Below are 20,725 nucleotides of genomic sequence, written 5' to 3' on the forward strand. Positions count from 1 at the left end.
GCGGGGGTGCGATCCGCCTTGTCCACCTGTGGCGCCCCTTTCGACAATCCAGGAAGCGCGATAGATCAGTGAAAGTTGCGATCGAGCTATCGGCGACCGCCGAAGCTGATTCGCCGCGTGAGGAGGCAGGAATGAAGTTCAAGGCTACGCTGATCGGTTTCGCCGCGATCCTCATGTGGTCGCTGCTGGCGCTTTTTACTGCCGCGTCCGGCAAGATGCCGCCGTTTCAGCTTTCGGCTATCTGTTTTCTCATAGGCAGCCTGCCGGGCATTTTCGTTCTTGCGTCGAAGCCTGAGCGCCTCCCGCTTCTGAGGCAACCGGCAAAAGTCTGGATCACCGGCATTGCAGGTCTTTTCGGCTATCATTTTCTGTATTTCACGGCGCTCCGCAACGCGCCGGCCGTGGAGGCGGGGCTCATCGCTTACCTCTGGCCGCTCTTCATCGTCGTCGGCTCCGCGCTGTTGCCGGGCGAAAAGCTTGGCTGGCACCATATCGCCGGCGCCCTGGCAGGGCTCGTCGGAACAATCCTCATCGTGGCGCGCAACGGCATCGCCTTCGACGACGCCTATGCACTCGGCTACGGCGCGGCATTCCTCTGTGCCTTCACCTGGTCCGGCTATTCGTTGATCACACGCTGCTTCGACGCGGTTTCGACGGATGTCGTCACCGGTTTCTGTCTTGCCACGTCCGCGCTGTCCCTCCTCTGCCATTTAGGACTTGAAACGACGGTCTGGCCCGAGACACTCTTCGAGTGGCTCGCGGTGGCTGGGCTCGGCCTGCTTCCCGTCGGTGCAGCATTCTATGCGTGGGACCACGGCGTGAAGAACGGCGATATCCAGTTTCTGGGCGTCGCGAGCTATGCGGCGCCGGTGCTTTCGACCCTGATCCTCATCCTGTTCGGCTTCGCCGAGCCTTCCTGGCGAATTGTGGCTGCCTGTCTCCTGGTCACGGGCGGCGCCGTCCTTGCGGCGAAGGACATGATCTTCCGCAAGGGCAGGGCCACGACGCAACCCGCGGAGTAAAGCGAATTTCCCCTCTTCGGATTCAACCCTCACCCCGATGGTCGAATAGGGGCAAGAATCCGCTCACCCGTTCACTTGAGCCCCTTTGTGTGCGTCAGGCGGCTGCCATTCCGGGGGCGCCATCTCGAAGACGGTAAAATCAAACCCGGGGGCAACGGTGCAGCCGACGAGCGTCCAGTCTCCGAGCGAAGCGGCGGATTGCCACCAGTTGGCGGGGACGACATGCTGCGGCCGTTCTCCGGCGGGAATGTCTGAGCCCAGCCGGACCTGAGAAGGGGGCCTGCCTGGTTCGCCAATGCTAAGTTCGAGCGGCGCGCCGGCGTAGTAGTGCCAGACCTCTGCGGCATCGCGAACGCGGTGCCAGTGCGATCGGTCGCCCCGCTCGAGCAGGTAGTATATGGCCGTTGAGTGACCGCGCGGACCGCCGTCGGCGTCGCGGAATGTCTCGCCATACCAGCCACCCTCAGGATGCCGCGCGAGCCTCAGGGTTTCGATAATGGCTGCCGCCGTCATCTCCCGGGTCGTCATCAAAAACTGTCCTTGCGTTTGCGTATTTCTGCGAAGACGGCGGCATCGCTCGCCTTGTCCATGCCCAGAAAGGCGCGGATCTTTGGATCATCGGCGCGCAGGAACGGGTTCGTCCGCTTTTCAAGGCCCATGGTTGTGGGCGCAGTGAATCCGCCGTCCGATCGCGTCTCCTCGATCTCGGCCGCTCGTTCCTTCAGCGCCGTGTTTTCCGGATCGACGGTGACGGCGAAACGCGCGTTTGCGAGCGTGTATTCGTGGCCGAAGTAAATGGCCGTGTCATCCGGTAGCGCCATCAGTCGGCTCAGCGACTGCCACATCGTTTCGGGCGTTCCTTCGAACAGACGGCCGCATCCCAGAGCAAAAAGCGTATCGGCGGCGAAAAGCAGCTTGTCCTCAGGGAAATGGTAGCAGACGTGGCCGGCCGTATGTCCCGGCGTTTCGATGACCTCGACTGGGTGGCCGGCGAAGTCGAAGCGGTCGCCATGGCCCACGCTTCTGTCAATACCAGGGATCTTCGGAGACTCGTTCTTCGGACCGATGATGGTCACGCCGAAGCGTTCCTTCAGACCGATATTGCCGGCCACATGGTCGCCATGGTGATGCGTTGTGAGGATGTGCGTCAGTTGCCAGCTGCGCCGTTCGAGCGCGTCGAGGATCGGTCTTTCTTCCGGTGCGTCGATCGATGCCGTCGCGCCGCTCAGCCGATCGTGGAGGAGCACACCGTAATTGTCGGTGCGGCAGAGGAAGAGGTCGAGTTCGAGGGCGGCCATGATTGGTCCTCCGATCGGTGCCGGTTATCGGGACGGGGCGATCCCGTTCGATCGAATGTAGCGAGGCTCGCCTTGAAGTCTACCGCTTCGAGTCTAACATGTCGTCCATGCACACCGATATCGTCGATCTCCGCCAATTCTACCACTCCGAGCTCGGCCGAATGGCGGAGCAATCGGTCAGCGCGGCGCTTGCTTCAATCTGGGCACGGCTGCCTGAAGAGAGACTCCTCGGGCTTGGTTACGCCGTACCGTATCTGGAGCGCTTCCGTGCCGATACGGAGCGGACCTTCGCCTTCATGCCGGCCGGCCAGGGTGCAGTGAACTGGCCGGTCGCGGACCTTTCTTCGACGGCACTGGTTTTCGATGAAGAACTGCCATTGCCGGATTCCTCGATCGATCGCGTATTGATGGTCCATTCTCTTGAGTTTGCCGAGAGCCCGCGCGAGACGATGAAGGAGATCTGGCGTGTCCTGGCGCCCGGCGGACGCCTGATCATCGTGGTGCCGAACCGCCGCGGGGTGTGGGCGCAGATGGAGCACACGCCTTTCGGCTCGGGGCGGCCCTATTCGCGCGGACAATTGACTGCGCTTCTGCGCGAAACGAACTTCACGCCCGGCGCCACCTCGGAAGCGCTGTTCTTTCCGCCCTCGAAACGCAAGCTTGCACTTCGGCTGCGCCACGGCCTCGAACGGTTTGGTCGTTCGCTCTGGCCCGCCTTTTCGGGCGTGATCATCGTCGAGGCGCAGAAACGGCTTTATCAGGGCCTGCCCGTGGCGGCGCGTGCCTCGCGGCGCGTCTTTGTGCCGGTGCTCGCCCCGCGCGGCATACCCAGCACGCGCAGCCGACCATAGGGAAACCGACACAGCGGAGGCCGCCAGCATGCCACGGCCGCACTCGACAAACTCCACCGTCCCCGGTATTGGCTGGACCGCATTCTCCCCGTGAAAGCTGGTCCGATGAATCTTGCCCTGAAAAGCCCTGAGCCGCGTTCCGGCATTCTGGACATCGCCGCCTACGTGCCCGGCAAGGAAATAGCGCCCGGTCTTGCCAAGGTGCACAAGCTTTCGTCGAACGAAACGCCTCTCGGCGCGAGCCCGCGCGCGATCGAGGCTTTCCAGAAGGCAGCTTTCAATCTCGAACGCTACCCGGACGGTCAGGCGAATGCGTTGAAGGAAGCGATCGCTGCCGTTCATGGGCTGAATGCCGCCAATATCCTGTGCGGAAACGGGTCGGACGAACTGCTCGGTCTTCTCTGCCAGACCTATCTCGGCCCTGGCGACGAGGGGATCGTCACCCAGCATGGTTTTCTGGTCTACAGGATCCAGATCGCTGCCTCCGGCGGGACGCCCGTCACGGTCAGCGAAAGGGACGAGCGCGTCGATGTCGATGCGATCATCGCGGCCGTCACCGAACGGACGAGGATCGTGTTCATAGCCAACCCGGGCAATCCGACCGGCACCTATGTCCCGGTGGACGAAGTCCGGCGCCTGCATGCGGCTTTGCCGGCCGGCGCTCTGCTGGTGCTCGATGCCGCCTATGCGGAATATGTCAGGCGCAACGACTATGAAGCCGGGCTTGAGCTCGTATCCTCCAACCGCAATGTCGTGATGACGCGAACCTTCTCGAAAATCTACGGCCTCGCGGGTTTGCGCATCGGCTGGATGTATGCGCCGCGCGACGTGGTGGAGGCGTTGGACCGCGTGCGCGGCCCCTTCAACCTGAATGCTCCGGCGATCGCCGCCGGCGCCGCGGCAATCCGCGATCAGGCCTTTATTGCCGAGGCGGGCGACCACAATCAAAAATGGCTGGCAATCGTCAGTCAGGCGCTGACGAAAATCGGCCTCCGCGTTACGCCGTCGGTGACGAACTTCGTGCTGATCCATTTTCCGGCAGAAGCCGGCATGTCTGCCGGCGATGCGGATTCCTATCTGACAAGCCGCGGTTTCATCTTGCGTGCCGTCGGCGCCTACGGTTTTCCCAATGCGCTGAGAATGACGATAGGCACGAAAGAAGCGAACGAGGGCGTCGTTGCGGCGCTGACTGAATTCATGGGACGGAAATGATGGCTCAGCAGTTCGAAACCATCGCTCTGATCGGCGTCGGTTTGATCGGATCGTCGATTGCGCGGGATATCCGTGAGAAGCAGCTTGCCGGTCGGGTAGTGGTTACGACCCGCAGCGAAGCGACGCTGAAGCGTGCAAGCGAATTGAGCCTCGGCGATCTTTACACGCTTTCGGCGGCCGAGGCGGTAAAGGGCGCTGACCTCGTTATCGTGTCGGTGCCTGTCGGTGCCTCCGGGGCGGTCGCTGCGGAAATCGCGGCCCATCTGAAACCGGGGGCGATCGTCACCGATGTCGGCTCGACCAAGGGCTCGGTCATCGCCCAGATGGCCCCGCATCTGCCTGAAAACGTCCATTTCGTTCCCGGCCATCCTATTGCCGGCACCGAGCACTCAGGTCCGGATGCGGGCTTTGCGGGTCTCTTTCGTGGCCGCTGGTGCATTCTGACGCCGCCCACCGGCACGAATGACGAGGCCGTCGCCAGGCTCAGGCTCTTCTGGGAAACGCTCGGCTCGATGGTGGACGAGATGGATCCCGAGCACCACGACAAGGTGCTGGCGATCGTATCGCATCTTCCGCACATCATCGCTTACAATATCGTCGGCACCGCCGACGACCTCGAGACGGTGACTGAGTCCGAGGTTATCAAATACTCGGCCTCGGGCTTTCGCGACTTCACCCGCCTCGCGGCCTCCGATCCGACCATGTGGCGCGACGTCTGCCTGCACAACAAGGAGGCGATCCTCGAAATGCTTGCCCGCTTCTCCGAAGATCTCGCCTCCCTGCAGCGCGCGATCCGCTGGGGCGACGGCGACAAGCTTTTCGATCTCTTCACCCGTACGCGGGCGATACGCCGCTCGATCATCCAGGCCGGTCAGGATACCGCTATGCCCGACTTCGGCCGGCACGCGATGGATCAGAAGTAGGCCACGGCGTTCCGCTATCTGATTGAGATGCTGACGGGTTTTGGAGCGGGACGAGGAAAGGTGCGTGCGCCTTAAGGAGAGCGGCGCCTACAGCGTCGGCAGCATCCCGATCGGTACGAAGGCGAGGAAAGCGGTGCCGTCCCTGACGTTCAGCTTCACGGTCGCCTCGTTCTTGCCGCCCGCAAGGGCCTTCAACATATTCGCGACGTTATCGATGAGGTCTTTTTCGTCGGGAGCGATCTTGACGATGTTTTCCCGCCAGGCATCGATATTTGCAAGCGTGAGGGAAAATTCTCCTGAAATCAGGCCTTGATCGTTCACCGAAAAGGGGCCGGTGAGCTTCGCCGTCATCCCCGAGCCCGCATCGAGTGTCAATTGCCGCAATTCGCCTTTGCTGCCGCGGAGCATGTGCGGTGCTACGTGGGCCGACTGAAGCCACTCGGCTTTTTCCGCGACGGTCAGATCCATTGATACATCGGCAGGTGCGGCCAGGCTGGGGCCCTCGTCGGGGCGCAGGTCGAGCCCTTCGATGCTGAGGGCTGCGTCGAGATCGCCCTCGTTCTGGCGCAGATGAAGCTCGCCATGGCTGGCGCCGAAGCCGAGGCCCGTGCCGGTCAGGGGCGCACGCGCGGTGCCTGTCAGGTTGTCATAGGCGATCGACGTGCGGTCGACGCCAGAGAAGCTTGCCGCGACGCTTGCACGGAGAAGGGTCCAGTCGGCCGAAACGGTGAAGCCGGGGGACACGCGTATTTCTGCAGGCCCGTCCAGCTCAAGCACCGCACGCCCGGGCTGGTAGACCTGCGCCGCCGAACGCAAGGCGCCGAAGGAAGCGGAAGCGCCACGGCGTGTATCATCCAGGCGAACCTTGTCGCAGAAAAGACCGAGGCGGAAGGGAAAGCCGCGCACTTCCATAGCGCCGCATTCACCGCTGAAGCCGATCGCTTGTCTTTCCGTCAGAAAAGCGGTCAGCCGCTCTCGAATCTGGTCCGCGGCGAGAAACCAGCCGGCGGAATAGAGGCCGCTCACGAGCACGATACCTGTTGCCAGCCAGAAGAATTTCCTTCCGGCAGGCGATGGCTTGGCGACGGCGGTCACGGTCATGATTATGGGTACTCCAAACTTGCCGCAGTAAGCGGCCTTTCGGGTGGCCGGTCGCCAAGCGGCGAACTAGTCTTCATCCGCGTCCCTGAGTTCGGGACCGTCATGCCCCTTTTCGCGGATGACTGGATTGCAATAGAACTGCTGCATAATTTTGTCTTTCGATCGACACGATCTCGGCGATTATGCAGTAAAAATTCCGGTACGCCGCAGGAGCGCCGGCCACTAATTCGGTGACCGGTCCGGCGGCATGTTTGGATGGCAGTGGATATGGACGAATTTTGGGTCTTTGGCTACGGGTCGCTGATGTGGAATCCGGGCTTTCGCTTCGAGGAGAAGCTGACGGCGCGCGCGTTCGGTTATCGCCGCTCCCTGTGTGTGCGCTCCTGGGTTCACCGCGGCACGGAACTGCGCCCGGGGCTGGTACTCGGGCTCGATTATGGGGGCTCCTGCGTCGGAACGGCTTTCCGCGTCGAGTCCGCGCAGAAGACTGGCGTCATCGATTATCTGCGCGAACGCGAACTGGTCACCCATGTTTACAAGGAAAGAACCATGCCGGTGCTACTTTCCGACGGACGGCGCGTCCCTGCGCTGACCTATGTGATCGATCGCAGCCACGCTCAATATGCCGGCGCGCTTCGCGCAGAGGAGGCGGCTGCGGCGGTTGCCGTGGCCATCGGCAAATCCGGCCCGAACAGCGAATATGTTCTCAACACGCTCCAGCATCTCCGCGAAATGGGCATTCGTGACCACTGGCTGGAGGAGGTTGCCGCGAGGTTGGCGGCTAGCGAAGCACCGCCCGACCGAAGCCTGCACGCGGGCGGGTGATGCCCGCCTCGCTCCCGCGATCACGCTGCAAGTTCGCGCAGCCGCTGTTCGGCAGTGGGCGGCAGCGGCAGATGCGGATTGGCGTTCACCGTTTCGACGAGCAGGTCGTCGCTCGCCGCCTCCGTCACTTCCACCAGCTTCGCGAGAAAGGCGTCCGGATCCAGACCGGCCTCGATCGGCGGAAGGACCCGCACCTTGAAGTGGCCGGGGAAACGCAGGAACTTGCGGCGGGGCCAGAACAGCCCCGGATGCATTGCAACGGGAACCACCGGAACCTGGAGGTCGCGGTAGAGCCGGGCTATGCCATATTTGTATTCCGGCGGCGCGCCGGGCGGACGTCGCGTTCCTTCAGGATAGATGATCAGCTGACGACCCGTTGCCATCTCGTGCTTCGTGCGCTCCATGACCGCGGCCATCGCCTTGCCGCGCGCGGCGCGGTTCACCGGAACCATGCGCTGCTTCATAACGTACCAGCCGAACAGCGGTATCCAGGTGAGCTCCCGCTTGAGAATGAAGAAGGGATCGTCGAGCCAGGGCAGAAGCGCATAGACATCCCAGAAGGACTGATGCTTCGGCGCGAAGATGTAGGCGCCTTTGGGAATGTTATCGAGGCCTTCGACCTCGAAGGTCGTTCCGACGATCTTCGCTAGGAGCCAATGGTTGCTTCGCGCCCAGTTCTTGGGCACGAACCAGGCCGTTTTGCGCGGCACGAGGAAATAGATCGGCGTCAGCACGATCATCTGCACGACCAGGTTGGCGTAGAAGGCCAGGTTGAAGAGGATCGAACGCAGGATGATCATCAGGGCAGACTCTCGAAGCGGATATGGACGCCACGCTGCCTACACGAATATGCGCGCGAGGAAAACAGCCGTATCGGCGCATTACTGGAGGAGCGATCCTCGACCAGATGCAGGGGCCGTGTCTGCGGCGGAGCTATTCCTTGCCAAGTCTGACAGGCGAGGGCTCATTCCTCAGTCCATTGGTCCAACCGGCGCCCATAACGTCGCGGAGCGAGGAGACCGAGTATTTGACGTATTCGAGCAGAATGGCCTTGAGCACCAGCGGGTTGCGGAGCCAGTTGGTCGTCTTGAGATCCGAGTTGACGACAGGATAGGCGACGAATTCCGTTTCCGGCCTGGCGCGGCGCAGTTCGAGCAGACTGCGCGGCATATGGTAGTTATTCGTCACGACGAGAATGGTCCGGTACCCCCGGCTGCGGATCCAATGCGAGGTCTCGGTCGCATTGCCAATCGTATCGACCGCTTCACGGCCAATATCGACGCAGCATTTGAAGAGGTCGGCCGAGCTCTGGGTGTTGCGCCGGATCTGGCTTCGTGTCGTCGACGGATGCACGCCGGAAATCAACAGCCGCTTTCCGGCACCGAGTTTCAGGAGGTCGACCGCCTGGTCGATCCGCTGAAAGCCGCCTGTGAGCACGACGATCGCGTCCGCCTTCGGGGTGGGAGGTGGCTGCAGCGAGGCGACCGTATCGGCGAATTGAAGGAAGCCGGCAATGAATACGGCGAGAAAGGCGAGCAGCACGAAGAAACTGCGGCGCAGGAGTTTGCGCAGCACGCTGCGGGACTGGCGACGGCGCGCGGCCCTCTCCAGCCATTTGCCCCTCTCGGCCATTCCGCTCCCGCGTAGTTCTCCCGCCTTCATGATTCCCATCACATAGCCGCAGATTGCGGCAGGGAATAGATCGTTTGCGGGTAAATCATGGCTTTCCGGCCGTTTTCAACCCTGAAAGCTGTCGGTCCGGCCGGGATCGGATCGGATGAGGTCTATTTCGTAGATCGTCCGCATGACGGTGAGGCGCGCCGTCAAGGTCGTCAGCAAGGCAATAACGACGATAATGGCGAAGATGCCGAGATAGCCTGTGTAGCCGATGGCGAAGGTGCCGAAAAGCGCCGTTGCCTGATCCGTTTCCGGGGTTGCAAGCGTCTGCGACTGCCAAAAGCTCGCCAGCGCAAAGGACAGCGCCGCGAGAAAGCCGCCTGCGCCTGCGCCTTTAAGGCTGATTCGGAGAAAGTGCTTCTGGAATTCGGCGGCGACGAAGCCCGCTTCCGCTCCCACGAAATGCAGAACCTCGACGATATGGCGGTTTCCGGACAGCGCCCCGCGCGTAGCGAAAACGACCGTCAGAACCATTGCGGAGAAGACCAGCACCAGCACCCCGGTTCCGATCATCGTGGTCGTGCTCGCCATTGCGACCAGTCGATCGACCCAGGTGCGGTGATCATCCAGGAAGGCCTGCGGGATGATTTCGGTCAGCGCGTTGCGCATTGCGGTGAAATCGGGGGGATTGTTCTCATCGATCGTGACGACGACGAGCCGCGGGACGGGCAGTTCGTTGAGGTCCAGTCCACCACCGAGCCACGGTTCCAGGAGGCGCGCCGTCGCCGCGCGGTCGATGATCGTGCCGCCAGTCGTCCCGTTGAAGGTCAAGGCCAGATCACGCGCGTCGGCAAGCGCCCTCTCCATGTCGAGGTTGTCGTCCGGCTTGATCTGAATGGTGATCTCGCGGGAGATCTGCGACTGCCAGCTTTGTGCGGTCGCGCGTACCATGCTCACGCCGCCGAGCGTCAGGCAGGCGAGAAAGGACATGATGGCGATGACGCACATGAGCGCATGGCCGGAAACATTGGCGGAAGGCACGATCGGGCCCGTCGGGCGCACGCGCATCTCGCTGCGGCGTTGCTGCTGTTGTTGCGGTGGCGGGTCAGGCTCGCGGCGAGGAGCGCGTTTCTCATTCATAGATGTCGAGCCGCCCCTGTGACAGGATCATCCGCCGGGCCTCTACCTGATCCATCAGGGACAGGTCGTGCGTGGCGATCACCACCGCTGTCCCGAGCCGGTTGAGTTCCAGGAAGAGATTGAGCAATCGCCGCGCCATTGGCGGATCGACATTGCCGGTCGGCTCGTCGGCAAGAAGGATCTCCGGCCGGTCGATCAGCGCCCGCGCGATCGCGGCACGCTGCTTCTCTCCACCGGACAGCACCGGCGGCAGTACATTGAGGCGCTCGCCGAGACCGACCCATTTAAGGAGCTCGAGCACGTCGGAGCGATAGCTCGCCTCCTCTTTGCCGCGAACCCTGAGAGGCAAGGCGACGTTCTCATAAGTCGTCAGGTGGTCGAGCAGCCGAAAATCCTGAAAAACGATGCCGACCCGGCGGCGCAGCATGGGAAACTCCTCGCGGGGAATGGAGGAGATGTTGCGGTCGAACATGCGAATGAGGCCGCGCGTCGGCTTCAGCGACAGGAAGAGGAGCCTGAGCAGTGTCGTCTTGCCGGCGCCCGACGGGCCGGTGAGGAATTGAAAGGAACGTCGCGGAATGTCGAATGTCAGGTCCCGAAGGATTTCTGGTCCCATGCCATAGCGCAATCCGACATTTTCAAAGTGAATCAATGGGACAGCCCAGTCTCTCGTCACGACCTCGCCACTATGCCGCAGGCCGGGTTATCGCAGCTCCACCGGTCTTGAAAACACGGCGTGTTTCCTGCACCGGCGTCGATTGCAGGAACATGCAGTAGGACAGCGCTCCTGCCAAGGCAAAACCGTGCATGGCACGAGATCACGATGAATTTAGGCCCGACCGGGCTGAAATCATGAACGTGATCGATTTAAAAGGTTGGAGCCCTATGCGGGCGGCAAGCCGCACACATCTTTCTCCTCCTCTATGGTTAAGCAAGTGTTACTTTCCGTCGGAAAAGCGCCCCCTTCGCCGCCGTCTTTCGAAAGCATTAACCATTTTGCTTTACGTGTCGTGAGAATTAGACGCAAAGCCTCGCTTCTTGCAAGGGGCGTCATCGAAGGCAGGCAGAAGAGTTGCGGCGGTCTTGTACGCCAGGACGTTCCTTGTACGCCAAGACGTTCGGCGCCGCGACGGGGAGCGCCCATGCAGGCATTTCGCTCAAAGCCCTCCGGTATCGACCTGATTCCACCGGAGCGCAAATCGCGTTCCGGCGCCGCCGCTCCGAGGCGGCTGGATTGTATCGATGTAGAGTTCGAAACCGTTGCGCCGACAGCGCGGCGCAGCCCTTATCCTGTCTTCAACGACAATCGCCGTGCCGGCGGCGGGCCGGCTTACCGCACCAGGATAATTCGGGCAAAGGTGAGCATGGCAGGGCGCCTTCTGAGCGCGTGGGAGGCGCGGCTCAGCGTCATTCCCCGTCGGCGCTTTGCCGGCCTTGTCGCCGCCCTTGTACTGGCGGTTTTCGCGATGATCGCCGGGCTTGGCGGAGATGGACATGGCGAGACGGATCCTCTAGCGGTCGGAGGGGCTGCCGCCTCCGTGGAGACAAAGGCCGAGGGATGACGGCCCGGTGCCCCTATGGGGCGGAAAAAAGCCCGACATGATGGTTTCCTTTGCCGAAGGCGGTGTTTCCGAACGCTGAATGTGCTAATGCCGCCTGCTTGCATGTTTCCTCGAGGTGCAGCCGTTACGAACTACGGAAACATGCAGTAGCTGACATGCGATCACGATGATTTGAATCGACCGAACTTCGGTCGGCGTGATCCACAAGGGAAGGCCGGTGTTCTTCCTTACGAAATGGAGAAACCCGCATGCCCGTCGTCCGTGGCAAGAATATCGAAGTCCTCTACAGTGCCGAAACCATTGCAGCGCGGAACCAGGAATTGGCCGCCGATATCGTTCGCGGGCCGCACAAGGACCTTCTGGTTATCTCGATCCTCAAGGGGTCTTTCATCTTTGCGGCGGATCTGATTCGCGCCATGCACGCTGCAGGCCTTGCGCCGGAGGTCGAATTCATCACGCTTTCGAGCTACGGAACCGGGACCGAATCCAAGGGCGTCAAGATCACCAAGGATATAGACAGCGATGTGCGAGACCGGGACGTACTTCTCATCGACGACATTTTGGAGTCCGGCCGGACCTTGCGCTTCGCCAAGGAACTCCTCCTTGAGCGCGGCGCCCGCAACGTCACCATCGCGGTCCTGCTCGACAAGCGGGTGAAACGCCGCGTCGATCTCGAAGCGGATTATGTCGGCTTCGAATGCCCGGACCATTTCGTCGTCGGTTACGGCATGGATGTCGCTTATGCATTCCGGGAGCTGCCGTTCGTCGGAGTGGTGACGGGTGACGCAAAATAACCGGACCGCACACGCCTGTCGGTCTCCTTCGGGGGCGCCGTCGCCGAATGATTAAAATGCCTCCTATCGCGTTTACCGGAATCGAACGAAAAGCTGGTTGTTTGGGAGACGTATTGCGGTCGCATGAGGCGTCCGACGATATGGAGATCAAACGGAGCGTTCATGGCATCCAAGCGCCACGCCGCTCCCCGCAGCATAAATACGGGAGGCCATGATGGCGAAAATCCTGATCACCGAGGATGAAGATGCCCTGCGTTCCTTCGTCGCGCGCGCGTTGCGGCTCGACGGCCATGAAACGGTCGAAGCCGGGGACGGAGCCGATGGGCTCGCCTGCCTTCGCGATCAGCCGTTCGACCTGTTGCTGTCCGATATCCGGATGCCGGTCATGGACGGCATCGAACTCGCTCACCAGGCCGCCGCTGCATTTCCAGCATTGAAGATCCTGTTGATGACCGGCTACGCCGAACAGCGCGAGCGTGCCGACGACCTCTCCGCGAAGGTCGTCGACGTCATCGAGAAGCCGTTTTCACTACCCGATATTCGCAAGGCGGTTGCTCTGGCGCTGGCGGCCTGACGCGTTCGTAAACCGTTGATGCGCGGGGAAAGGCGGCTCCGGAAGACGCCGCCTCCTTCGCCTGAGGCGACAAGATGGCCCGCAGGCGGATGAGGATGCGCGCAAGCGCCGAAGCACGATGAGGAAGAGTTCGTGCGGTTTTCCGCCCGCACGAACTCCCTGATACCGATCACGTCATACGGTCCACCCGACCTGATACATCGTGGTCTAGACTATCACCGCATGTCGAGCAGACGCTCAAGATACTGCCGCTCCAGTTCGGGCGACAGGCTGTCCCCCAATTTGCGCCGGATCTCTTCCAGGATCTGTCGGGCGCGCTGCGTGTCGATCTCGTCCGGCACCTTCACCTGGTTGCCGAAATCGGGACCGGCGTTCTGCTGCCGGCGGCCAAGCGGGTCACGTCCGTTCTGACCATATTGCGGAATGCCTTGCCCGGGGCCTTGCCCCTGTCCCTGGGCCTGCATCTGGTTCATCATGTCCTGAGCACCCTCGCGCAGGGCCTGCAGGGCCCGGCCCTGGCTGCCGACCGCCTGCTCGCCCTGGCCCTTGCCGAGTGCGCCTGCGGCACCTTCCATCTCACGCTGCGCCTGGCCGAAGCCTTTGCCCGGCTTGATGCCCAGGTTCTCGAGTCCCTTCTGCATTTCGCCGAGTTGCTTGCCCAGCGATTCCTGCTGTTGCCTCAACTGCTTGAGAGCCTCCCTCAACTGCTCGGCGGTCATGTTGTCCATGGGGTTGGGCTGCCCGTTCGGGTCGCCCTGCTGCCCGGGCTCCTGGGGCATGTCCTGGCCGAAGAGTTCCTCGTCTTCGCCGTCGAGCGGATCGCCGCGCTGCATGCGGTCGCGCAATGCCTGGTCCAGCTTGAAGGTTTCGTCCATGAGCTGTTGCTGCCGCTGCATCAACTCGCCAAGCTTGTCCATCTGTTGCCGCATGGCGTTGTTCTGCTCGCCCATCTGCTGCTGCATCCGTCCGGCCTGGAGATTGTTCATCATCCTCTGTAACTCGGAGAGCATCTGCCGCGCCTGGTCGCGAGCGCCCGAGCGGGCCAGATTTTCGATCTGATCCATCATCTTCTGCAGATCCTGCTGGCGCAGCACGTTGTTCATTTCGGGATTGGCGGCGACGGCGGGATTTTTGGCGGCCTGCTCGGCAAGTGCGCGCATATATTCCTGCATCGCCTGGCGGAGCTCGTCCATCAACCGGGCGATTTCCTCGTCCGAAGCATTGCGCTCGAGTGCGTCCGAGAGTTTCTGCTGGGCATCGCGCAGCCGACGGTCAGCGAGCGACAGGTCGCCGTCCTCTATGCCGAGCGCGATTTCCCACAGGTGGTCGGCAGCATCGCGCAGCATGTCGTCGTTCCGGGCGAGCTGCATGCGCGTGCGTGCCGATTTCAGGAGCAGGAAGTGCGTTGGATTCGGGATCGTCTCCTCAGGATAAAGCGTCAGCGCATCGTTGAGATCAATCGCGCGCGGCAATTGGTTGGCGTCAAGTGCGAAGACCTGCCGCTGTTCGGCGACCGCAGCGGCGAGCGGTTCGAAGAACCGGCGGGCCGGCAGAACGATCTCCTGCGGCACGCTTCGCCCCTCCTGACCGGCTGCATCCCGTGCGACCAGCGTGATGCTCACGCGCTTTCCGGCAAGTGGATGCTCGCTTAGATTGCGGCTCGTGGTGGCCTTTGCTTCCCGGGCATTGCGCCGCGGCAGATCAAGCCGATATTCGGGAGGAGCGTAGAGCGGACGGGCATTCTGTGCCGGCTCCTCGAGCGGCTTGATCTCCGCCCAGGCTTGCGTGATGCCGTAGTCGTCATGGGCCAGGTAGCTGATGTCCAGCGCCGCATTGACGGTTGGGCGGGGCGCGCCGTCGAAAGCGATGTCGGGCACGGTGTCCGGCGTGATCTTGAAGGTCCAGCTCTGGCCGCCAACGGAAAGCGTTCCGTCCTTGGCGATCTTATAGATGTGATTGCGTACCCCATTTGGGGATGTTTTCGGCGTTTCAGGCTCGGACGCTTCAGGCTTAACTGCAGTCTCCGCCTTTGCGTCCGAGGGCGGGATGACGATCTCATCGTCGCCCGCCGCGGCGTATCTGACCTTTTCCTCCGTTCCTGCGCCGGTAATCCGCACCGTAAGGTCGCTGAACTGGGGTATCGTGATCTCAGCCTTTTCCTGCGGATCCCCGTCCTGTGGTTGGTTCTGCCCGGAGGTGGCCGCGTCTTGCCGCCCCGTGAGGAAGATGGGCGCACGGCCGGTATAGGCGGGCGGCGTGACCCACGCATCGATACGGATGTCGGCAGCGGCCAATTCGCGCTCCGGCAGGCGGAAGGCGTCGGAAACCAGGCCGGCGCGGTTCGAATAGGAATAGGCGAAGGCGATGCAGGCAAGCAGCACGGGAATAGCCCTCAGCGCCCACGGATCATGCCGTGCAATATCGGGCCGCGGCAGACCCGCATCGAGCTCCCGGACCATGCGCGCCATACGCGTCTGATGCTCGCGCCAGAGCGCGGCACCGAAAGCGCCTTCCGTCGCCGGAGCATCGTCCTGCACGCGGATCGCCTGATGCGGCAGACGGTTGCGTTCCTCCAGCATCCGGTCCGCCTCGGGCGTTGCGGGCCAGCGAATGCGGGTCAGCGGCAGCAGGGAGAAGAATAGCCCCACAAACAAGGCAAGGAGAAGGGCGGCGTGCAGCCAGAACGGCGCGGCCCGGAAGAGGCCGACCCAACCCGCGGAGAGGAACAGAAGCACGAGCGAAGCAGGGAGGAGCATGCGCGGCAGCAGCTCTTCCGCGAAAAGAACGAGGCGGGCGAGAAACCGCTTCGCCGCCAACATTCTGGCAAATGACGGCCGTCTTGGCGTTTCATCCTCACGGAACTGCGTCATCCGCCCTGTATTCCTTTCAATCGCGCGGCGCCGCTACAGCGCGCCGCGGTAGAGGCTGGCTTCAGGATAACATTCTTTGTGGCGAAGGCGAGGACGACAACAAAACGTGATCGCCGCGAGGCGCCGCAGTAGCAGGCGACTCAATCGAGCCAGTCCGGCACCGAGTCGAGGCCGATCAGTTCGTCATAGTCCTTGCGCGGACGGATCACGTGGAAACGATCGCCCTTGACCAGCACCTCGGGCACCAGCAGGCGGCTGTTATACGTTCCCGCCTGAACGGCACCGTACGCTCCCGCCGAGCCGATCGCGAGAAGATCGCCCGCCCTCGGCATCGCCATTTCCCGGTCGAGGGCCAGATAGTCGCCGGTCTCGCAGACCGGACCGACGACGTCGGCTTTGATGCGCGGCGCACTGGCTGCGGAGATCCGCACCGGCCGAATCTCGTGATAGGCCTCATAGAGCGTTGGGCGGATGAGGTCGTTCATCGCACCATCCACGATGACGAAAGTCTTGTCGCCGCCGTCCTTTACATAGACCACTTCGGTCACGAGGATGCCGGCATTGCCGACGATCAGCCGGCCGGGTTCGGTGACGATCTTGCAGTCGAGACCTTTGAGCTGGTTCTTGACGACATCTGCATAGGCGTCCGGCAGCGGCGGTGGGTTGTTATCTTCCCGGTACGGAATGCCGAGGCCGCCGCCGAGATCGACATGTTCGATGACATGCCCGTCGGAACGCAGAGTATCGACCAGCTCGCGCAAAAGCTTGAAGGCGTCGTCGAAGGGCTGCAGTTCGGTGATCTGGCTGCCGATATGCATGTCGATGCCGGTCACCTCGATACCGGGAAGCGTTGCGGCGTGGGCGTAGACGCTGCGTGCCCGCTCCCAGGAAATTCCGAACTTGTTCTCCTTTTTGCCGGTCGAGATCTTCGCGTGGGTGCGAGCATCGACATCGGGATTGATACGGAAGGAAACTGGCGCCCTCTTGCCGGCGCGCACGCCCCTTTGGTTCAGAACCTCCAGTTCGGGCTCGGATTCGACGTTGAAGCAATAGATGCCGGCCTCCAGAGCGAAATCCATCTCGCGCGCCGTCTTGCCGACGCCGGAGAACATGATCCGGCTCGGCGGAATGCCCGCTGCAAGCGCGCGGCGCAGCTCACCCTCGGACACGACGTCGAGGCCGGCGCCGAGCCGGCCAAGCGTTTTCAGCACGGCCTGGTTCGAATTGGCCTTCATTGCGTAGCAGACCATCGCGTCCACATCGGCGAAGGCTTGCGAGAATACCTTGTAATGACGCTCCAGCGTGGCGGTGGAGTAACAATAGAACGGCGTCCCGACGGCACGCGCGATTTCCGTCAAAGGCACGTCTTCGGCGTAAAGAATTCCGTCGCGGTATTGAAAATGGTTCACGGTCTTTCCTCGGCTCAGAGGAGGGGGTCAAGCAGGAACGGTCGGTCCTCGACAGTCTCGTTGGGTGCGACCGTACCGGCGGGCGTTTTCGTATTGATCGGTGTGCTGGCGCCGGGCCGGTCGAGGTCGCCCTTGCGCCCGCAGCCGGCGAGAACCAGCCCGGGAATTGCCAGAAGAAGCGCTATTCGGGCGGCCTTCCTGAATATCATCGTAATTTCCCTTTGACGAAGCTGAGAGCGACGTTCTTCGGAGTTGAGGTCGTTCCCCCACTCCGGTGCGATGTCTTATCGATTTTTCAGCGGTTTGTGCACCCTGTTTCTGCGGCACAGCTTGCTCCGAAGGAACAGGGTGCCGGCTTCGCCCCGCCTGCGGAAGGAGACGGCCGGCCGGCGATGGACGGGCCACCTGCGACGGACCCAGCGGCAGGATCAATCGCGCGCCCGCCACCAGGCGATCTGCTTGCGGACCTCGGAGGGCGCGGTACCGCCGAAACTGGTGCGGCTCGCCACGGAGGCCTCGACCGTCAGGACGCCGAAGACCTTGTCCGTGATCGCGGAATGGATCGCCTGAAGTTCGCCCAGCGGCAGGTCGGCGAGATCGCATTCCTTCTCTTCGGCAAGCGCGACCACGCGACCGGTCACATGGTGGGCGTCACGGAAAGGAAGGCCTGCCTCGCGCACCAGCCAGTCGGCGAGATCGGTCGCTGTCGAATAGCCGGAACCGGCTGCGGATTTCATCCGGTCGGCCCGCACGGTCAGGTCGCGGACCATGCCGGTCATTGCCGCGATCGCGAGCTCGAGGCTCTCGGCCGCATCGAAGACCTGTTCCTTGTCTTCCTGCATATCCTTGGAATAGGCGAGCGGGAGGCCCTTCATCACCGTCAGCAGTGCGATCAGCGAGCCGTTGACGCGGCCCGTCTTGGCACGTACGAGCTCCGCCGCATCCGGATTCTTCTTCTGCGGCATGATCGAGGATCCGGTCGAAAAGGCGTCCGAGAGCCGGATGAAGCCGAATTGCGGCGTAGACCAGATGACGATTTCTTCTGCAAGCCGCGACAGGTGCGTCGCCGCGATCGCTGCGATCGCGAGAAACTCCAGCGCGAAGTCGCGGTCGGAAACCGTATCGATCGAGTTGCGCGTCGGCTCGCGGAAGCCGAGCGCCCTGGCGGTCATGTGCCGGTCGATCGGAAAGCCCGTGCCGGCGAGGGCTGCAGCGCCGATCGGGCTCTCGTCCATGTGCTCGATCGCGTGACGAACACGCGCCCGGTCGCGGCCGAACATTTCCACATAGGCCATGCAGTGATGCCCGAAGGTGACCGGCTGCGCCGTCTGCAGATGGGTGAAGCCGGGCATCACGGTTTCGGCATGCTCCTCGGCGCGGTCGAGAAAGGCGGCGATCAGAGCCGTGAGTGCCGCATCGGCTTTCTGAAGCTCTTCCTTGACCCACAGGCGAAAATCGAGCGCAACCTGGTCGTTGCGCGACCGCGCCGTATGGAGGCGCCCGGCGGCAGGGCCGATCAGCGCCGCCAGCCGCGCTTCGATGTTCATGTGAATGTCCTCGAGGCGACGCGAGAACTCGAATGCGCCGGCTTCGATCTCTGACAATATCGTGTTGAGGCCGTGAACGATCTTGTCTTTGTCCTCGGCGGAAATGATGCCTTGCTGCGCCAGCATCGTTGCATGCGCTATTGAGCCGCGGATGTCCTGGGCATAGAGCTTCTTGTCGAAGCCGATCGAGGCATTTATCTCCTCCATGATGGAAGCGGGCCCCGAGGCGAAGCGACCGCCCCACATCTGGTTGGAGGATTTCGTCTCGGAACTGCCGTCAGCCATCAGGATGCCCGCCTTGGAGAATGAAATGCCAGACCAGAAGAAACGCCCTCCAGCCCGGAAATTGTTCGCGATCGCTGCCCTTCTTGGGGTGATCGCCGGTGCGGCTGCGGTATACGTGAAGGAGACGGGGTCTGGCAATGGCGGCGACGCGCCGACGGCCGATGCGAGCTGCCCGCTTGCGGCGCAAAAGGTTGCTTCGCTCACGCCGCTGATGCGTGGTCAGGTCGCGGCGATGACTCCGGCGGCCAACGCGCGGCCGATCGGCGGCCTCGACTTCGCCGGCCCGGACGGCAAGCCGCTGACGCTCGCTGCCTTTGCAGGCAAGACCGTTCTCGTCAATCTCTGGGCGACCTGGTGCGTGCCCTGCCGTGAGGAAATGCCGGCGCTCAACGCCCTGCAACAGGCGCTCGGCGGCGATCGTTTCGAAGTGGTCGCGATCAATATCGACACCGGTGCCGACGACAAGCCGAAGGCTTTTCTCGACGAGGTCGGCGTTCAAGCACTCGGCTACTACCGCGACGCCTCGATGGGCGTTTTCAACACGCTCAAGAAGGAGGGGCTCGCCTTTGGGCTTCCCGCGACCTTGCTGCTCGACGAAAAGGGTTGCCTGATCGGCTCGATGAATGGACCTGCCGCCTGGGACAGCGACGATGCAAAGAAGCTGATCGAGGCGGCGATGGCTCCGCCCGCGGCGAGTTGAAGACGCAGGCGGGTTTTCGCCGTTGCTGAAGAAAGGTTCAGCGTGTCGGTACGGGAGCCTCGCCCCGATAGTCGTAGAAGCCGCGGCCGGACTTGCGGCCGAGCCAGCCGGCCTCGACATATTTCACGAGCAGCGGACAGGGGCGATACTTCGAATCCGCCAGGCCGTCATGGAGCACCTGCATGATCGAAAGGCAGGTGTCGAGACCGATGAAGTCGGCAAGCTGCAGCGGGCCCATCGGATGGTTGGCGCCGAGCTTCATGGCGGTGTCGATGGCATCGACGCTTCCAACGCCCTCATACAGGGTGTAGATCGCCTCGTTGATCATCGGCAGCAGGATGCGGTTGACGATAAAGGCGGGAAAATCTTCTGCGACAGTGACGGTCTTGTCGAGATGCGCGACGAATTCCTTTGCCGCCTTGAAGGTCCCTTCCTCCGTAGCGATACCCCGTACGAGCTCCACCAGCTTCATGACCGGGACCGGGTTCATGAAGTGGATGCCCATGAAGCGCTCGGGGCGGTCGGTCGCGGAGGCAAGCCGGGTGATGGACAGAGACGAGGTGTTGGTTGCCAGAATGGCATCGGGTCTCATGACCGGACAAACCTGGCCGTAGATCTTCCGCTTGACGGTTTCGTCTTCCGTCACCGCTTCGATGACGAGATCGGCCTGGGCGAGATCGTTGATATCGCCTGAGCCCTTGATCAGGGAAAGAGCGCGCTTGCGGTCTTCGTCCGTCATCTTGCCGGACGAAACCTGCCGGGCAAGGTTGCCATTGATGGTGGCAAGCCCTGCCTCGATGCGGTCTGCAGCGATGTCGTAGAGCTGAACCTTATATCCGGCGGCAGCCGAAACATGGGCAATTCCGCAGCCCATCTGTCCTGCGCCGATAATTCCCACCGTCTTGATCATTGAAGCGAACACCCATGTTCAACAGGTTACGGCAGCGATGCTGCAGTAGATGCAAAAATACCGGGCCGGCAGGGCCGGCCCGGTA

At 62.3% G+C, this 20,725-nt stretch carries 21 protein-coding genes; 9 read left to right on the top strand and 12 right to left on the bottom strand.

The features are described from left to right. Positions 1 to 131 precede the first annotated feature (131 nt). Complete coding sequence (gene yddG, locus FB009_RS15060) at positions 132 to 1,022, top strand: aromatic amino acid exporter YddG (RefSeq protein ID WP_012066775.1); 891 nt, start codon at positions 132 to 134, stop codon at positions 1,020 to 1,022. 63 nt (positions 1,023 to 1,085) lie between these two features. On the opposite strand, the gene FB009_RS15065 is transcribed toward yddG, so the two are convergent. Beyond that, on the bottom strand, positions 1,086 to 1,550 hold the full coding sequence (locus tag FB009_RS15065) for a cupin domain-containing protein (protein ID WP_012066774.1): 465 nt from the start codon (positions 1,548 to 1,550) through the stop codon (positions 1,086 to 1,088). Beyond that, a complete protein-coding gene (gene gloB, locus FB009_RS15070; RefSeq protein ID WP_012066773.1) occupies positions 1,550 to 2,320 on the bottom strand; it encodes a hydroxyacylglutathione hydrolase in 771 nt (256 codons plus the stop codon). Before gloB ends, FB009_RS15065 begins: the two co-directional genes overlap by 1 nt. A gap of 98 nt (positions 2,321 to 2,418) precedes the next feature. Between gloB and FB009_RS15075 the strand changes: the two genes are divergently transcribed. From FB009_RS15075 to FB009_RS15085, 3 genes are all read left to right on the top strand, one after another. Beyond that, positions 2,419 to 3,171 carry a class I SAM-dependent methyltransferase gene (locus FB009_RS15075; RefSeq protein ID WP_012066772.1) on the top strand — a complete coding sequence of 251 codons (753 nt, stop codon included), beginning with the start codon at positions 2,419 to 2,421 and terminating at the stop codon, positions 3,169 to 3,171. A 105-nt stretch (positions 3,172 to 3,276) separates the two neighbouring features. Continuing rightward, entirely contained in the window at positions 3,277 to 4,383 is a 1,107-nt protein-coding gene (gene hisC / locus FB009_RS15080; protein ID WP_012066771.1) for a histidinol-phosphate transaminase, read from the top strand. Next, a complete protein-coding gene (locus FB009_RS15085) occupies positions 4,380 to 5,306 on the top strand; it encodes a prephenate/arogenate dehydrogenase family protein (protein ID WP_012066770.1) in 927 nt (308 codons plus the stop codon). Before hisC ends, FB009_RS15085 begins: the two co-directional genes overlap by 4 nt. 87 nt (positions 5,307 to 5,393) lie before the next feature. Here the strand turns inward: FB009_RS15085 and FB009_RS15090 are convergent, their stop codons facing one another. Continuing rightward, complete coding sequence (locus FB009_RS15090) at positions 5,394 to 6,407, bottom strand: DUF2125 domain-containing protein (protein WP_012066769.1); 1,014 nt, start codon at positions 6,405 to 6,407, stop codon at positions 5,394 to 5,396. 255 nt (positions 6,408 to 6,662) lie between these two features. On the opposite strand from FB009_RS15090, the gene FB009_RS15095 reads away from it, so the two are divergent. Further along, positions 6,663 to 7,232, top strand: a complete 570-nt coding sequence (locus FB009_RS15095) for a gamma-glutamylcyclotransferase (RefSeq protein WP_012066768.1) — start codon at positions 6,663 to 6,665, stop codon at positions 7,230 to 7,232. A 20-nt stretch (positions 7,233 to 7,252) separates the two neighbouring features. Here the strand turns inward: FB009_RS15095 and FB009_RS15100 are convergent, their stop codons facing one another. From FB009_RS15100 to ftsE, 4 genes are all read right to left on the bottom strand, one after another. After that, positions 7,253 to 8,032 carry a lysophospholipid acyltransferase family protein gene (locus FB009_RS15100; protein WP_012066767.1) on the bottom strand — a complete coding sequence of 260 codons (780 nt, stop codon included), beginning with the start codon at positions 8,030 to 8,032 and terminating at the stop codon, positions 7,253 to 7,255. A 133-nt stretch (positions 8,033 to 8,165) separates the two neighbouring features. Then, entirely contained in the window at positions 8,166 to 8,864 is a 699-nt protein-coding gene (locus FB009_RS15105) for a YdcF family protein (protein WP_012066766.1), read from the bottom strand. A 105-nt stretch (positions 8,865 to 8,969) separates the two neighbouring features. Beyond that, entirely contained in the window at positions 8,970 to 9,989 is a 1,020-nt protein-coding gene (locus FB009_RS15110) for a cell division protein FtsX (RefSeq protein WP_012066765.1), read from the bottom strand. Continuing rightward, complete coding sequence (ftsE, locus tag FB009_RS15115) at positions 9,982 to 10,665, bottom strand: cell division ATP-binding protein FtsE (RefSeq protein WP_012066764.1); 684 nt, start codon at positions 10,663 to 10,665, stop codon at positions 9,982 to 9,984. Before ftsE ends, FB009_RS15110 begins: the two co-directional genes overlap by 8 nt. Positions 10,666 to 11,131: 466 nt before the next feature. Here ftsE and FB009_RS15120 point away from each other — a divergent pair, with 466 nt between their 5' ends. The 3 genes from FB009_RS15120 (at position 11,132) to FB009_RS15130 (ending at position 12,919) form a co-directional block, all read left to right on the top strand. After that, entirely contained in the window at positions 11,132 to 11,551 is a 420-nt protein-coding gene (locus FB009_RS15120; protein WP_012066763.1) for a hypothetical protein, read from the top strand. 248 nt (positions 11,552 to 11,799) lie between these two features. Continuing rightward, the gene (gene hpt / locus FB009_RS15125; protein ID WP_012066762.1) at positions 11,800 to 12,345 is read left to right on the top strand and encodes a hypoxanthine phosphoribosyltransferase; all 546 of its coding nucleotides are present in this window, start codon (positions 11,800 to 11,802) and stop codon (positions 12,343 to 12,345) included. A gap of 214 nt (positions 12,346 to 12,559) precedes the next feature. After that, the gene (locus FB009_RS15130; RefSeq protein WP_012066761.1) at positions 12,560 to 12,919 is read left to right on the top strand and encodes a response regulator; all 360 of its coding nucleotides are present in this window, start codon (positions 12,560 to 12,562) and stop codon (positions 12,917 to 12,919) included. Between the two features lie 215 nt (positions 12,920 to 13,134). Here the strand turns inward: FB009_RS15130 and FB009_RS15135 are convergent, their stop codons facing one another. The 4 genes from FB009_RS15135 to argH all read right to left on the bottom strand — a co-directional run bounded on the left by FB009_RS15135 (position 13,135) and on the right by argH (position 19,030). Beyond that, entirely contained in the window at positions 13,135 to 15,789 is a 2,655-nt protein-coding gene (locus tag FB009_RS15135; protein WP_012066760.1) for a TIGR02302 family protein, read from the bottom strand. 140 nt (positions 15,790 to 15,929) lie between these two features. Continuing rightward, positions 15,930 to 17,198 (bottom strand): diaminopimelate decarboxylase, encoded by a 1,269-nt coding sequence (gene lysA, locus FB009_RS15140; RefSeq protein ID WP_012066759.1) that lies wholly within the window; start codon positions 17,196 to 17,198, stop codon positions 15,930 to 15,932. 14 nt (positions 17,199 to 17,212) lie between these two features. Next, on the bottom strand, positions 17,213 to 17,407 hold the full coding sequence (gene lptM / locus FB009_RS15145) for an LPS translocon maturation chaperone LptM (RefSeq protein WP_012066758.1): 195 nt from the start codon (positions 17,405 to 17,407) through the stop codon (positions 17,213 to 17,215). A gap of 219 nt (positions 17,408 to 17,626) precedes the next feature. Beyond that, positions 17,627 to 19,030 carry an argininosuccinate lyase gene (argH, locus tag FB009_RS15150; RefSeq protein ID WP_012066757.1) on the bottom strand — a complete coding sequence of 468 codons (1,404 nt, stop codon included), beginning with the start codon at positions 19,028 to 19,030 and terminating at the stop codon, positions 17,627 to 17,629. A gap of 25 nt (positions 19,031 to 19,055) precedes the next feature. Here argH and tlpA point away from each other — a divergent pair, with 25 nt between their 5' ends. After that, the gene (gene tlpA, locus FB009_RS15155; RefSeq protein ID WP_012066756.1) at positions 19,056 to 19,730 is read left to right on the top strand and encodes a thiol:disulfide interchange protein TlpA; all 675 of its coding nucleotides are present in this window, start codon (positions 19,056 to 19,058) and stop codon (positions 19,728 to 19,730) included. 37 nt (positions 19,731 to 19,767) lie between these two features. On the opposite strand, the gene FB009_RS15160 is transcribed toward tlpA, so the two are convergent. Continuing rightward, entirely contained in the window at positions 19,768 to 20,640 is an 873-nt protein-coding gene (locus FB009_RS15160) for a 3-hydroxybutyryl-CoA dehydrogenase (protein ID WP_012066755.1), read from the bottom strand. Positions 20,641 to 20,725 lie beyond the last annotated feature (85 nt).

Source organism: Sinorhizobium medicae (assembly GCF_007827695.1).
Lineage (GTDB): Bacteria > Pseudomonadota > Alphaproteobacteria > Rhizobiales > Rhizobiaceae > Sinorhizobium > Sinorhizobium medicae.